At 70.3% G+C, this 12,995-nt stretch carries 13 protein-coding genes; 8 read left to right on the top strand and 5 right to left on the bottom strand.

Annotated features, from left to right (window positions below; all coding sequences use genetic code 11):
- Window positions 1-9: 9 nt before the first annotated feature.
- Both benB and benA read right to left on the bottom strand, forming a co-directional pair.
- Window positions 10-537: a benzoate 1,2-dioxygenase small subunit gene (benB, locus tag AB0J91_RS20845; protein WP_363788223.1), complete on the bottom strand. Its 528-nt coding sequence runs from the start codon at window positions 535-537 to the stop codon at window positions 10-12.
- Between the two features lie 26 nt (window positions 538-563).
- Window positions 564-1,928 carry a benzoate 1,2-dioxygenase large subunit gene (benA, locus tag AB0J91_RS20840; RefSeq protein ID WP_363871302.1) on the bottom strand — a complete coding sequence of 455 codons (1,365 nt, stop codon included), beginning with the start codon at window positions 1,926-1,928 and terminating at the stop codon, window positions 564-566.
- Window positions 1,929-2,169: 241 nt separating this feature from the next.
- Here benA and AB0J91_RS20835 point away from each other — a divergent pair, with 241 nt between their 5' ends.
- From AB0J91_RS20835 to AB0J91_RS20815, 5 genes are all read left to right on the top strand, one after another.
- Window positions 2,170-3,078, top strand: coding sequence for a LysR substrate-binding domain-containing protein (locus AB0J91_RS20835; protein WP_363788221.1), 909 nt, complete (start codon window positions 2,170-2,172; stop codon window positions 3,076-3,078).
- Entirely contained in the window at window positions 3,075-4,178 is a 1,104-nt protein-coding gene (locus tag AB0J91_RS20830) for an enolase C-terminal domain-like protein (protein ID WP_363788220.1), read from the top strand. The genes AB0J91_RS20835 and AB0J91_RS20830 overlap by 4 nt, the downstream gene beginning before the upstream one ends.
- Before the next feature lie 25 nt (window positions 4,179-4,203).
- Entirely contained in the window at window positions 4,204-5,049 is an 846-nt protein-coding gene (gene catA / locus AB0J91_RS20825; protein WP_363871299.1) for a catechol 1,2-dioxygenase, read from the top strand.
- Window positions 5,050-5,071: 22 nt separating this feature from the next.
- Window positions 5,072-5,353 carry a muconolactone Delta-isomerase gene (catC, locus tag AB0J91_RS20820; RefSeq protein ID WP_363871296.1) on the top strand — a complete coding sequence of 94 codons (282 nt, stop codon included), beginning with the start codon at window positions 5,072-5,074 and terminating at the stop codon, window positions 5,351-5,353.
- A gap of 173 nt (window positions 5,354-5,526) precedes the next feature.
- Entirely contained in the window at window positions 5,527-6,786 is a 1,260-nt protein-coding gene (locus AB0J91_RS20815; RefSeq protein ID WP_363871293.1) for a benzoate/H(+) symporter BenE family transporter, read from the top strand.
- 26 nt (window positions 6,787-6,812) lie between these two features.
- Here AB0J91_RS20815 and AB0J91_RS20810 read toward each other — a convergent pair whose 3' ends face one another.
- The gene (locus tag AB0J91_RS20810; protein WP_363871290.1) at window positions 6,813-7,760 is read right to left on the bottom strand and encodes an aldo/keto reductase; all 948 of its coding nucleotides are present in this window, start codon (window positions 7,758-7,760) and stop codon (window positions 6,813-6,815) included.
- On the opposite strand from AB0J91_RS20810, the gene AB0J91_RS20805 reads away from it, so the two are divergent.
- The gene (locus AB0J91_RS20805; RefSeq protein ID WP_363871287.1) at window positions 7,759-8,229 is read left to right on the top strand and encodes a DUF3040 domain-containing protein; all 471 of its coding nucleotides are present in this window, start codon (window positions 7,759-7,761) and stop codon (window positions 8,227-8,229) included. The two genes, AB0J91_RS20810 and AB0J91_RS20805, sit on opposite strands and share 2 nt — an antisense overlap.
- Before the next feature lie 18 nt (window positions 8,230-8,247).
- On the opposite strand, the gene AB0J91_RS20800 is transcribed toward AB0J91_RS20805, so the two are convergent.
- Window positions 8,248-9,723, bottom strand: coding sequence for an SDR family oxidoreductase (locus AB0J91_RS20800; RefSeq protein WP_363871284.1), 1,476 nt, complete (start codon window positions 9,721-9,723; stop codon window positions 8,248-8,250).
- A gap of 134 nt (window positions 9,724-9,857) precedes the next feature.
- Between AB0J91_RS20800 and AB0J91_RS20795 the strand changes: the two genes are divergently transcribed.
- Both AB0J91_RS20795 and AB0J91_RS20790 read left to right on the top strand, forming a co-directional pair.
- On the top strand, window positions 9,858-11,216 hold the full coding sequence (locus AB0J91_RS20795) for a deoxyribodipyrimidine photo-lyase (protein ID WP_363871282.1): 1,359 nt from the start codon (window positions 9,858-9,860) through the stop codon (window positions 11,214-11,216).
- Between the two features lie 100 nt (window positions 11,217-11,316).
- Window positions 11,317-11,961 (top strand): PhoU domain-containing protein, encoded by a 645-nt coding sequence (locus AB0J91_RS20790; protein WP_363871279.1) that lies wholly within the window; start codon window positions 11,317-11,319, stop codon window positions 11,959-11,961.
- Between the two features lie 16 nt (window positions 11,962-11,977).
- Here the strand turns inward: AB0J91_RS20790 and AB0J91_RS20785 are convergent, their stop codons facing one another.
- Complete coding sequence (locus tag AB0J91_RS20785; RefSeq protein WP_363871413.1) at window positions 11,978-12,994, bottom strand: DUF5914 domain-containing protein; 1,017 nt, start codon at window positions 12,992-12,994, stop codon at window positions 11,978-11,980.
- Between the last annotated feature and the right edge of the window lies 1 nt (window position 12,995).

The raw sequence follows: 12,995 nt of genomic DNA, 5'->3' as shown, positions 1-12,995 counted from the left end.
CCGCCTCGCTCAGATGTGGTACACGTCGACGACGTGGTGGATGTAGTCGTTCTTGAGCACCACGGTCTTCCGGCGGATCAGCGGCGCCGGGCCGGAGAAGTCGATGGTGTAGAACGAGGTCCCGTAGTAGGGGTCCACGGTCTTGTACCGGAAGTACATGGTGTGCCAGTTGAAGCGCACGTCCACGAGGTCGCCGCGGCGCTCGATCAGCTCGACGTTGCTGATGTTGTGGCTGGTTCGCGGTTCCGGGATCGAAGTGGCGCTGGAGCGCTCGGTGCGGATGCGGAACACCCGGTCCTCCAGGCCGCCCTTGTTCGGGTAGTAGATCAGCGAGATGTCGGTCTGCGGATCCTCGGTGAGCAGGTCGTCGTCGCCCCACGAGGGCATCCAGTAGACGACGTCGTCGGCGTAGCACTCCAGCCACTTCTCGAACTCGCGGTCGTCGAGGTAGCGGGCTTCGCGGTAGAGGAACTGCTCGATGTCCTGCTGGGTGATCAGCTTTCCGGTGGTGGCGGGGGCGTCAGCGTGGACGGTCATCGGGAACTCTCCTGGCGCAGAGGGGGTCACTGGGATTCGGCGGCGCGTTCGGCGGCGATGGCGGCCTGCATGGTCTGCTGCCAGTAGCCGTGCTGAACCGGGTAGAGGCCCTCGTCCTCGTTCTTCTGGCCCGCCGAGATCACGCCCTTCATGTCGAGGGCTTCGGCGACCTCGTCGGGACCGGTGAGCCAGTGCTCGGCACCGCGGCTCATGTCGTTCCACGGCGCGGCGGTGGCCCGGAAGGTCAGCTGGCAGGAGCGGAACTCCTCCAGGTCGTCCGGGGTGGCCATGCCGGAGGCGTTGAAGAAGTCCTCGTACTGGCGGATCCGCCAGGCCCGCGCCTCGGCGCTCTCGCCCTTGGGGGCGATGCAGTAGATGGTGACCTCGGTCTTGTCCGGCGCGATGGGCCGGAAGTGCCTGATCTGCGTGGAGAACTGGTCCATCAGGTACACGTTGGGGTACAGGCACAGGTTGCGGGATCCGCGAACCATGAACTCGCCCTTGGCCTCGCCGAACTCCTCCTTGAGCTCGTCCATGCGGCCCCACAGCGGACGGTCCTGCGGGTTGCCCGCCCACGTCCACAGGCACAGGTGGCCGTTCGGGTAGGACCAGTAGCCACCACCGGACTTGCCCCAGCTGCCCGCGTCGAGGGTCTTGGTGCTGTTCTTGGACTCGCCGGTGCCGCGCCGGGCGGTGGTCGCCGCGTAGTTCCAGTGCGTGGCGGTGACGTGGTAGCCGTCGGCGCCGTTCTCGGCCTGCACCTTCCAGTTGCCGTCGAAGGTGTAGGTCGACGCGCCGCGCAGCACCTCCAGCCCGTCCGGGGACTGGTCGACGAGCATGTCGATGACCTTGGTGGTGTCGCCCAGGTGCTCGCTCAGCGTCGCCACGTCCGGGTTGAGGCTGCCGAACAGGAAGCCGCGGTAGGAGTCGAAGCGGGCGACCTTGGTCATGTCGTGCGAGCCGCCGTTGTCGAACGAGTCCGGGTAGCCGGCGTCGTCGGGGTCCTTGACCTTGAGCAGCTTGCCGTCGTTGCGGAACGTCCAGCCGTGGAACGGGCACGTCAGCGTGCTCCGGTTGTCGGCCTTGCGGCGGCAGATCATCGCACCGCGGTGAGCGCAGGCGTTGATCAGGCAGTGCAGCTCGCCGTCCTTGTCGCGAGTGATCACGACCGGCTGTCGGCCGATGTAGGTCGTGAAGTAGTCACCCGGGTTCGGCAGCTGGCTCTCGTGGGCGAGGTAGATCCAGTTCCCCTCGAAGATGTGCTTCATCTCGAGTTCGAAGATCTCCTCGTCGGTGAAGATCCGGCGGTTGGCCCGGTACACCCCGGCCTCGCGGTCCTCCACGACAGCGTCTGCGACGACGGCGGACACGTGGTTCAGCATCTCGGTCATGGATCCTCCAACGGCCCAGATCGACTCTGATCGGCCTCGCGGCGACAACTGGACGCCGTGGCATGACTGGGAACCATGACACCTCGTGGTGCCGGTCACACCAGGCAAATACCCAGACCTGGCTTAGGGTGCTATTCATCCACCTTGTTTATCAATCGACCGAAACCAAGTCTTTGTCTTCGATGAGCGGGTTGCCTACCGTGAGAAAAATCGGCGACGAGGACGAGGGAGGAGGCCCGCCGTGGAGCTTCGCCACCTGCGCTACTTCGTCACCGTCGCCGAGACGTGCCACTTCGGCCGCGCCGCCGAGCAGCTGCACATCGCCCAGCCCGCGCTGTCGCACACCGTCCGCCAGCTGGAGGACGAGCTCGGCGTCGCGCTGCTGGCCCGCACGACCAGGCAGGTCAGGGTGACCCCGGCGGGCGAGTTCTTCCTGGGCGAGGCCCAGCGGGTGCTCTCCGCCGTGGAATCCGGGGTGCGCGGGGTGCAGCGCATCGGCGAGGGACAGCTCGGGCTGGTCCGGGTCGGGTTCACCGGCACGGCCGCGTTCTCCCACCTGCCGCACCTGGCCCGAGCGCTGGCCCAGCGCGTTCCGCAGGTCGAGCTGGAGGTGCACGCCGAACTCCTCACCGCCGAGCAGTGCGAGCAGCTGCGCGACGGTTCGCTGGGCATCGGCGTGCTCCGGCCGCCGGTGACCGGTGACGACATCGACTACCGCGTGATCGAGGTCGAACCGCTGGTGCTGGCGGTGCCCGCCGACCACCGGCTGGCCGTCGAGCCCGTGGTGGCCACGACCGACCTGCGGGCCGAACCGCTGGTGACCTACGACGGGCGCAACTCCGTCGTGCACGCGGCGGTGCTGCGCAGCTGCCGGGACGCCGGGTTCACCCCGCACCAGCAGCACCAGGCCCCGGGCACCGCCGCACTGCTCGCGCTCGTCGCGGGTGGTCTGGGCGTCGGGGTCGTCCCGGCTTCGGCGCGCTCGTTGCCGCTGGCCGGGGTGGTGTTCCGGGACCTGGCCGGTGCGGCGACCGTCGAGCTGGCGCTGGCCTGGCACCGCGAGACCAGTTCACCCCTGGTCAACACAGTCCTCGCCGAACTAGAGGACGTCTTCCCGTCCGCACGACCACCAGCAGAGGCCGGTTCATGAAGATCACCCAGGTGGAAGCGATCCCGTTCGCCATCCCGTACCGCAAGCCGCTGCGCTTCGCCTCCGGCGAGGTGCACGCCGCCGAGCACGTGCTGGTGCGGGTGCACACCGACGACGGGATCGTCGGCGTGGCGGAGGCACCGCCCCGCCCGTTCACCTACGGCGAGACCCAGGCCGGGATCGTCGCCGTCATCGACTCGATCTTCGCGCCGCAGCTGGCGGGCCTGAGCCTGCTGGACCGCGAGACCGCGCACGCCCGGCTCGGCCGCACCGTGGGAAACCCGACCGCGAAGTCGGCCATCGACATGGCGATGTGGGACGCGCTCGGCCGCAGCCTCGACGTGTCGGTGACCGAGATGCTCGGCGGCTTCACCGACCGCATGCGGGTCTCGCACATGCTCGGCTTCGACGAGCCGGCCGCGATGCTCGCCGAGGCCGAGAAGATGCGCGACAGCTACGGAATCACGACCTTCAAGGTCAAGGTCGGCCGCCGCCCGGTGTTCCTGGACACCGCCGTGGTGCGCGCGCTGCGCGAAGGGCTCGGCGACTCCGTCGAGCTCTACGTCGACGGCAACCGGGGCTGGACGGCCGCCGAGTCCGCGCGCGCCATGAAGGAGATGGCCGACCTCGACCTGCTCTTCGCCGAGGAGCTGTGCCCTGCCGACGACGTGCTCGGGCGGCGCTGGCTGGTGCAGCAGCTCGACGTGCCGTTCATCGCCGACGAATCCGCCGTCTCCCCCGCGGACGTCACCCGCGAGATCCTCGGCGGCTCGGCCACCGCGGTGAGCATCAAGACCGCGCGGACCGGGTTCACCGGCTCCCAGCGCACCCACCACCTCGCCGAAGGGCTCGGGCTGGAGGTCGTGATGGGCAACCAGATCGACGGCCAGCTCGGTTCCCTGTGCAGCGTCGCCTTCGGCGCGGCCTACCCGCTGACCTCACACCGGGCCGGCGAGCTGTCCAACTTCCTGGACATGAGCGACGACCTGCTGGCCGAACCGCTGCGCATCAGCGACGGTGAACTCACCGTCCGGCCCGGCGCCGGTCTCGGCGCCGAACTCGATCCCGACAAGCTCCGGCACTACCGCCAGGACTCCTGACCCACCACGAATCAAGGAGGATTCCATGACCACCGCTTCTGACTCGGCCACCGCCGCCGCTTCCGGTGCCAACGCGACCGAGCGGTTCAAGAGCGACAAGCTGGTCGGCGTGGAGGGCACGCCACCCGAGCGCGTCAGCCTGCTCGCCCGCGAGGTGCTGGAGGCCGTGCACGAGACGATCCGCAAGCACAAGGTGACCTACGACGAGTACAACGCGCTCAAGGCGTGGCTGATCAGCGTCGGTGAGGACGGCGAGTGGCCGCTGTTCCTCGACGTCTGGGTCGAGCACGTCGTCGAAGAGGTCGCCACCGAACACCGCGAGGGCAACAAGGGCACCATCGAGGGCCCGTACTACGTCCCGGACGCCCCCGAGCAGGGCGCCAGCGGGGCGGTCCCGATGCGCGACGACGAGCCGGGCACGCCGCTGACCTGGACCGGGACGGTCACCTCCACCGACGGCTCCGCGCTGTCGGGGGCGAAGGTGGAGCTGTGGCACGCCGACGCCGACGGCTACTACTCGCAGTTCGCGCCGAACATCCCGGAGTGGAACCTGCGCGCGTCGTTCACCACCGACGCCGACGGCAACTTCGAGATCCGCACCGTGCGCCCGGCTCCCTACCAGATCCCCACCGACGGGGCCTGCGGCAAGCTCATCTCCGCGGCAGGCTGGCACGCCTGGCGCCCGGCACACCTGCACGTCAAGGTGTCGGCACCGGGGCACGAGCTGCTGACGGCACAGCTGTACTTCCCCGGCGACGAGCACAACGACGACGACATCGCCTCGGCCGTCAAGCCGGAGCTGATGCTCGCCCCGAAGCCCATCGCCGGTGGTGAGGCCATCGAGTACGGCTTCGTCCTGGACCCCGCCTGATCAGTCCACAGGAGACAGATTCGTGCTCTACCACATCCGCATGGACGTGAACCTCCCGCCGGACCTCGATCCGGACGTGCGCGCCGACCTCCTGGCGCGCGAGAAGGAGTACAGCCAGAAGCAACAACGCGAAGGCAGGTGGCCGCACCTGTGGCGGATCGCCGGGGAGTTCGCGAACGTCTCGATCGTCGACGTCGCCGACCACGACGAGCTGCACGCGGTGCTGTCCGGCCTCCCGCTGTTCCCGTACATGGACATCGAGGTCACGCCCTTGGCGGTGCACCCGAACAAGATCGCCGACTGAGATTCCACTTGAGCCATCGCCGTGCGTGGCGGTGCGGGTAGCGGAAACCGCGGCGGTGCTAGCTGTTCCCCACACCTGAAACACCGCCGCACACCTCAACAGCTCAGCAGGACTCCACCGATGCCGGGTGTCCCTTGTGGACGCCCGGCATCTCCACTGCCCGAGGGGGATTCGTGACGAGCACGATCGACGACATCGACGCGGAGAAGCCGGTTCGCCGCGAACGATTCGAACGCCCCTCCCCCGCCGGAGCACGCCAAGTGCTGCGGGACCTCAGCGGAGGGTCGGTCGCGGGCGGGCTGGTCGGCCTCGTCTTCTCGGCCACCGGCCCGATCGCCGTGATCCTCTCAGCGGGCGCCCACGGCGGTCTCAGCTCGGCGCAACTGGCGTCGTGGGTGTTCGGGGTGTTCTTCCTCAACGGCATCCTCACCGCGATCGCGTCCTGGGTCTACCGGCAACCGCTGGCGTTCTTCTGGACGATCCCGGGCACCGTGGTGGTCGGCGCGTCGATGAACCACCTGAGCTGGCCGGAGGTGCTGGGCGCGTTCGTCGTGACCGCGCTGCTGATCCTCGCGATCGGTCTCACGGGCTGGGTGCGCACGATCATGGCGGCGTTGCCGATGCCGATCGTGATGGCCATGGTCGCCGGGGTGTTCCTGCGGTTCGGGCTCGACCTGGTCACCGCGACCGGGTCGGACATGAGCGTCGCCCTGCCCATGATCGCCGTTTTCGCGCTGCTGAGCGCATTTCCCAGCGCGGGACGGCTGGTGCCGCCGATCCTCGGCGCGCTGGCCGCCGGTGCGCTCGCCGTCGCCGCGTCCGGCCGGTTCGCCCTCGACAGCGCGGGATGGCTCGCCCAGCCGGTGTTGCAGGCCCCGGAGTTCTCCTGGCGGGCGATCACCGAGCTCGTCGTGCCGCTGGCGATCACGGTCCTGGTGGTCCAGAACGGGCAGGGCGCAGCGGTTCTCAAGCAAGCAGGTCACAACCCGCCGACGAACGTGGCGGCGGTCCTGTGCGGGCTCTGGTCGTTACCGGCCGCCGCGGTCGGCGCGGTCTCGACCTGCCTGACCGGCCCGACCAACGCACTCCTGGTCGCCTCGACCGAACGCTCCCGCCAGTACACGGCGGGCATCGTGTGCGGGCTCGGCGCGATCGTCGTCGGACTGTTCGCCCCGGCCTTCGTCAGCTTCATGCTGGCCACACCCCCGGCGTTCATCGCCGTGCTGGGAGGTCTGGCCATGCTGCGCGCGCTGCAAGGCGCCTTCGTCGCGGCGTTCAGCACGAACTTCACCCTCGGCGCCCTGCTGGCCTTCCTCGTCACCGTCTCAGGCGTGAACCCGCTGAACATCAACTCCGCGTTCTGGGGCCTGCTCGCAGGAGGCCTCGTCGCCCTCGCCCTCGAACGACGAGACTTCAGCCCACGCAGTGCCTGACCGACGCCCGCCCGTCAGGGCGCCGTTCACGGCACGCGGTGGCCCGCTGCTTGGAGGAGCCCGTACCACTCGCCTCGGGTGAGCCGGACGTCCGAGCCCGCTGCGGCATCGGTGACGCGCTGCGGGGTGGTGGTGCCGAGGACCACCTGCATGCCGGCCGGGTGGCGGGTGATCCAGGCCGTGGCGATCGCGATGGGCGTGACGCCGTACTTGGCGGCGAGCTTGCCGAGCAGCGCGTTGAGCTCCGGGAACTCCTCGTCTCCCAGGAAGACTCCGCCCTGGGCGCCCTTCTGGAACGGCGACCACGCCTGGACGGTGATCCCGTTGATGCGGCAGTAGTCCACCAGACCACCGCCGTCGCGGGTGAGCGCGTCGTCGACGGCCATGTTGGCGGCCAGGCCCTGCGCCACGATCGTCGAGTGCGTCACCGACAACTGCACCTGGTTGGCCACGATAGGCTGCCGCACCGCCGTCTTCAGCAGGTCGATCTGCCGCGGCGTGTAGTTCGAGACGCCGAAACTCCGCACCTTCCCGGCCGATTCCAGCTCGTCGAAGGCCCGCGCCACCTCCTCCGGCTCGACCAGAGCGTCCGGGCGGTGCAGCAGCAGCACGTCGACGTGTTCGGTGCCCAGCGCCCGCAGCGACTCCTCCACGGACGACACGATGTGCTCGTACGACGAGTCGTAGTGCCACTCGTCGTCCACGATGCTCGCCTTGGTCTGCAGCGTGATCTGCTCGCGCTCCGCAGCCGAGAGCCCCAGCGCCTCGTTGAACCTCCGCTCGCAGTGGTGCGTGCCGCCTCCCGGGTGCCGGAAGCCGTAGAGGTCCGCGTGGTCGAAGAAGTCGATCCCGGCCTCGCGGGCCGTGGTGTAGAGCTCGCGGATCTGCTCATCGGTCTTGTCCGCGATCCGCATCATCCCGGAGATGACGTTGGGGACATGAGCACCGGTCGTTCCGAACGGAACAGTCCGCATGGGTCGTTTCCCAATCAGTAGACGTCAGCGAGAGCCCGGACGCACCCGAGGCAGCACCGGCATTCTTCACGAACGCACCGCGGTTCGGCCAGGCCGCTCACCTGTTCCCGTCCCGAGCTCCGGATGGAGGGTCTATCGGCCCTACCCGTGCGGGCTGCGGGGTCGCCATGGTGGCCACAACAGACCTGCCGACCGCCGGAGGGACCTCATGCTTCGCCGACATGAAATCCGCATCCTCGGAGAGATGGAACGGCAGCTGCGCAACGACGATCCCGCGCTGGCCGGCGAGTTGACCCACCCCCGGACCCGGTTCCGCGACTGGGGGACCACGCGCAGAATGCTGGGGTTCACGACCGCGGGTCTGTCCCTGCTGTGCCTCGCGCTCGGCGAGGGCACGGCCTTCTTCACCACCGCAGCCCTGGCGGCAGCGCTGATCGTGTTCAGCCGGTGGTCCGTCCGAACCGGGTGACCGCACCGAGCCGGTGGTTCAGCGCGGCGTTCGAGGTGGGCGGCGGAGGTCGGCGGCGCTCGTGATGTTGCGGACCATCCCGCCGAACACGAGACCGTGGAACGGGGAGATCACCGCCCAGTACAGCTGTCCCGTCAACCCGTGCGGTTCGAACACCGCGCGCTGCCGGTAGAGCGCACCGCCGTCGTCCGCGGGTTCCACGGCGAGCTCCAGCCAGGCACGACCGGGCACCTTCATCTCGGCCCGCAACCGCAGCAGTCCGGGCCGGTCGACCTGTTCGACCCGCCACCAGTCCAGCGCCTCCCCGGCGTGCAACCGGTGCGGGTCCCGGCGGCCTCGCCGCAGGCCCACCCCACCGACCAGCCGGTCGACCCAACCGCGCACCGACCATGCCAGCGGGAACGAGTACCAGCCGTTCTCACCGCCGATCGACTCGATGACCTCCCACAACGCCTCCACCGACGCGGTCGTGCGCTGCTCGCGCACGTCCTCGCGCACGCTGCCACCGGTCCACTCCGGGTCGCTGGGCAGCGGATCCGACGGCGCGGTCGGTCCGGTGGCGTCCGACCACCGCGTCGGCACCTCGGCGCTGCGCATGCGCGCCAGCGCGAGCTCCACCGCGCGTTCGTAGGTGGTCAAGCCGCCCTCGGGGTCCGGGATGTGGTTCGCCACCGCGTGGTCGCGGCAGACGACCTCGTGCACCAGCGATTCGATCAGCGGGACGGCGATCGCCTTGGGCACCGGCGTGACCAGGTTGACCCACTGCGCCGACAGCCAGGGCGTCAGCACCGGCACCGGGAGCACCACCCGCCGCGGCAGGTCGGCGACCTTCGCGTACCGGTGCATCATGTCCAGGTAGGTCAGCACATCCGGACCACCGATGTCGAAGGCACCACTGGTCTCGGCGGGAATCTCGGCGGCGCGCACGAGGTAGTGCAGCACGTCGCGCACCGCGATCGGCTGGATCCGGTTGTGCACCCAGCGGGGCGTGACCATCGCCGGCAGCCGATCCGACAGGTACCGCAACATCTCGAAGCTCGCCGACCCCGAGCCGATGATCACCGCCGCCCGCAGCACGATCGTCGGCACACCGGAGTCCGCGAACACCCGGCCCACCTCGGTCCGCGACGCCAGGTGCGGCGAGAGCTCCTCCTCGCCCGGCACGATCCCGCCCAGGTAGACGATCCGCCCGACGCCCGCCTCCCGCGCGGCCTCGGCGACGGTGCGCGCCGCAGCGCGATCCAGCGCGACGAAGTCCCGGCTGGTCAGCGAGTGCACCAGGTAGTAGACGACCTGCTGCTCCGACAGCGCCCGCGCGACGCTCCCGGGATCGGAGACGTCGCCCTGCACCACCTCCACCTGGTCGCGCCACCGCATGTCGTCGAGCTTCTCCGGGGTGCGGGCGAACACCCGCACCCGGTGCCCGGCGGCGAGCAGCTCGGGCACCAACCGCCCGCCGATGTAACCCGTCGCACCCATGACCACGCACCGCATACCGCGATGGTTCCCCGAACCGAGGCGTTCCGCAGAGCCGTCCGCGACGCGCCGCGGCCCGCAGGCGGGTCTTGCCCGAACGATTCGGGCATGCTGGTGAGCTCGCACGACCGAGACCCGTGAGGTGCCTTCCGATGACCGTCGCCGTCGCCCTGTTCACCCGTGACCTGCGGGTGCACGACAACCCGGTGCTGCACGCCGCGGCGACCGGCGCGGACCGGGTCATCCCGTTGTTCGTCCTCGACCCCGCGATCACCGGAACGGGCTTCCCCGGGCCCAACCGCGCCGATTTCCTCGCCCGCAGCCTGGCCGACCTGGACGACGCCCTGCGCGAACGGGGTGCCGCGCTGGTCGTCCGGCGCGGCGACCCGCTGCAGGAGCTGGCGGAACTGGTCGCCGAGCACGACGTCACCGACGTCCACCTGGCCGCCGACGTCAGCGGTCACGCGCAGCGCAGGCAGGACGCGCTGGTCGACGAGCTCGACGCGAGGGTGCACCTGCACGAGGCGTCGATCACCGCCGTGGCGCCCGGTGCGGTCACCCCGTCCGGCGGCGGCGCGCACTTCGCGGTGTTCAGCCCCTACCTCCGGCGCTGGCAGGAGACCGGGAAGCGGTCACCGCTGCCCCCACCGGACCGGCTGCGCATGCCCGACCTCGACCCGGGGAAAGTTCCGGAGGCCGCTGAGATCAGCGACGGCGACCCGGCCGTGGACCTGGTCCGAGGCGGTGAGCGCAACGGCCGGAGCCTGCTGTCGGAATGGGCTGACGAGCTGGTCGACGACTACGCGTCCGGGCACGACGACCTCGCCGGCGATCGCACCTCGCGGTTGTCGCCCCACCTGCACTTCGGCACGCTCTCGCCGACCGAGGTGGTGCACCGGGTCGGCACCCGCACGCAGGGGGCGCAGGAGTTCGTCCGGCAGGTGGCGTGGCGGGACTTCCACCACCAGGTGCTGGCCGCGAACCCGCGCACCTCGACCGAGGACTACCGCCCGCGCGGCGACGACTGGCGCGACGCGCCGGAGGAGCTGCGCGCCTGGGCGGAGGGGCGCACCGGATATCCGATCGTCGACGCGGGCATGCGCCAGCTGCTGCGGGAGGGCTGGATGCACAACCGCGCCCGGATGATCACCGCCAGCTTCCTGACCAAGACCCTGCACCACGACTGGCGGGCCGGTGCCCGGCACTTCCTCTGGCACCTGGTGGACGGGGACGTGGCGAACAACCAGATGAACTGGCAGTGGGTGGCCGGGACGGGCACAGACACCCGGCCCAACCGGGTGCTCAACCCGCTGCGCCAGGCCGAGCGCTACGACCCGCGCGGGGACTACGTGCGGCGGTACGTGCCGGAACTGCGCGACATCGACGGCCCGGCGGTGCACACGCCGTGGAAGCTGCCCGCCGACCAACGACGCGCGCTGTCCTACCCGGAGCCGATCGTGGACCTGGACCTCGGGCGCCGCCGCTTCCTGGAGGCCCGCAAGGCCGACTGAGGGTCGCGGATCGCCGCTGACCTGGGCCGCGCACCCGCCTGGTCGGACTGGGCCGTTCCCGGGCACGCACGACCCGGTACGTCCGGTTAGGGTAGATCAGATGCGTGAAGCGTTCCACGGCGAACTCGTGGCGCTCGGCGAGCAGCTGGCCGCGATGGTCGGCCAAGCGGCCGAGGCCATGCGTCTCGCCACACAGGCTGCCACCACGGCTGACGTGTCGCTGGCCGAGCAGGTCCTCACCGCCGATGCCGAGCTCGATGCCGCGCGCAACACCTGCGAGGACCACGCCCAGCGGCTGCTCGCGCTGCAATCACCCGTCGCAGGTGATCTGCGCACCGTCCTGGCCGTCCTCTACTGCGGGGTGAAGGTCGAGCGGATGGGTGATCTCGCCGCCCACGTCGCGGGCCTGGTCCGCTACAGCCACCCGGACCCGCTCGTCCACGACGAGGTCGCCGACACCGTGGGCGCCCTCGGCGAGGTGACCGTGACCATGGCCCGTTCCCTCCAGGAGCTGATCCGGGGTTCAGGCCCCGCGGACTCCGCCTGGTTGAGCGGCACCGACGACGAGGTCGACGCTCTGAGCAGCCGGCTGGACGCCGCGGTGCGCAGCGAGAGCTGGCCCCACGGCGTGGCCTCGGCGATCCACCTCGCGCTGCTCGCCCGGTTCTACGAGCGCTTCGCGGATCAGGCCGTGTCCGTGGCACGCCGCCTCGAATTCGCCACCACCGGCGCCATGCCGGACTGAAGCGGACCCGGACACCTCAGGGCTGCCCTCGGTGATCGTGGAGGCCGGTGCGGACGGCGTACCGGCGTTCGGCGTAGGCGAGGTCGTCCCGCCAGAGCCTGCGCGCCGCCCGCGCCATGGCCGGCCGCAGCACCGTCGCCGCGTTCCTGGCGAGCCGGAAGCCCGTCCTGCCCGAGGACGCGACCACGGCTTCGACGACCTTCGTCAGCGGACGGCCATCGGCCGTGCTCCCCACCGGTGTGGCGTGCGTTTCGACGACGCTGCCCGCGCCTTCCCCGGAGATGATGCGCATGAGCACCGTTCTCGCCTCAGGACAGGTGAACTCGGCGAGGACGGGAACGCCGAGGCGTCCCGCCACGCGGAAGGTGACCTCGACGAGGTAGCGGTCCTTCTCGGGTTCCGCGCCGTCGAGCGGCGGGGTTTCCAGGACGCGGAGCCGGGTGAACGAGTACGGGTGGAACCACGCCCCGTGCCAGGGATCGAGGCGGTTGGCGACCACATCGGACGGTTCGCAGACACCGGTCGCGGTCATGACCGCGTCGATGCTGCCGCGGGCCAGCGGACGGGCGGCGATCACCGGCTCGTCGAGCGGCTCCTCGTCACCTGCGGTGTCGAGCCGGACCCAGGCGAGAACGCCGTCGTCGTGGCTGGGGAGGGGATTCCACCCCGGGCGTCCGCGGTGTCCCAGGCGCATACCGTGCCACCGGCACACGAGAGCTCCGCAGTGCACTGCGGCCTCGCTCAGCGGAGCCCCGAGGTGCGGGCAGGCACCGGGCCCGACCCGCAGCGCGCCCGATCGATCGCGCCACGCCACGAGTTCGGTGCCCGCGACGTGGAAACCCAGCGGCCGGTCGGCGCGAACCTGGCGGCTGCCTGCGAAGACGTACCAGTTGCCGCCGGATCGGCGTTCGGCCCTGGCCAGCGCGGCCCGGATGATGCGCGGCTCGGCCTCGGGGAAGGTCGGGTGCTGCTCGGCCCACGCGGACCTGGGAAAGGGTTGCAGGGGCCACCTCTCGGGCCACTGATCGAGGATG

The organism is Saccharopolyspora sp. NPDC049357, assembly GCF_040677225.1.
Lineage (GTDB): Bacteria > Actinomycetota > Actinomycetes > Mycobacteriales > Pseudonocardiaceae > Saccharopolyspora.
The sequence above is the reverse complement of the archived record's forward strand: the minus strand, read 5'-3'. Positions and strand labels throughout refer to the sequence as shown.

What these genes read in the sequence shown, in the direction of transcription:
- benB (WP_363788223.1), bottom strand. Translation starts at nt 537, where the DNA reads ATGACCGTCCACGCTGACGCCCCCGCCACCACCGGAAAGCTGATCACC.
- benA (WP_363871302.1), bottom strand. Translation starts at nt 1,928, where the DNA reads ATGACCGAGATGCTGAACCACGTGTCCGCCGTCGTCGCAGACGCTGTC.
- AB0J91_RS20830 (WP_363788220.1), top strand. Translation starts at nt 3,075, where the DNA reads ATGAAGATCACCCAGGTGGAAGCGATCCCGTTCGCCATCCCGTACCGC.
- catA (WP_363871299.1), top strand. Translation starts at nt 4,204, where the DNA reads ATGACCACCGCTTCTGACTCGGCCACCGCCGCCGCTTCCGGTGCCAAC.
- AB0J91_RS20805 (WP_363871287.1), top strand. Translation starts at nt 7,759, where the DNA reads ATGGGTCGTTTCCCAATCAGTAGACGTCAGCGAGAGCCCGGACGCACC.
- AB0J91_RS20810 (WP_363871290.1), bottom strand. Translation starts at nt 7,760, where the DNA reads ATGCGGACTGTTCCGTTCGGAACGACCGGTGCTCATGTCCCCAACGTC.
- AB0J91_RS20800 (WP_363871284.1), bottom strand. Translation starts at nt 9,723, where the DNA reads ATGCGGTGCGTGGTCATGGGTGCGACGGGTTACATCGGCGGGCGGTTG.
- AB0J91_RS20795 (WP_363871282.1), top strand. Translation starts at nt 9,858, where the DNA reads ATGACCGTCGCCGTCGCCCTGTTCACCCGTGACCTGCGGGTGCACGAC.
- AB0J91_RS20790 (WP_363871279.1), top strand. Translation starts at nt 11,317, where the DNA reads ATGCGTGAAGCGTTCCACGGCGAACTCGTGGCGCTCGGCGAGCAGCTG.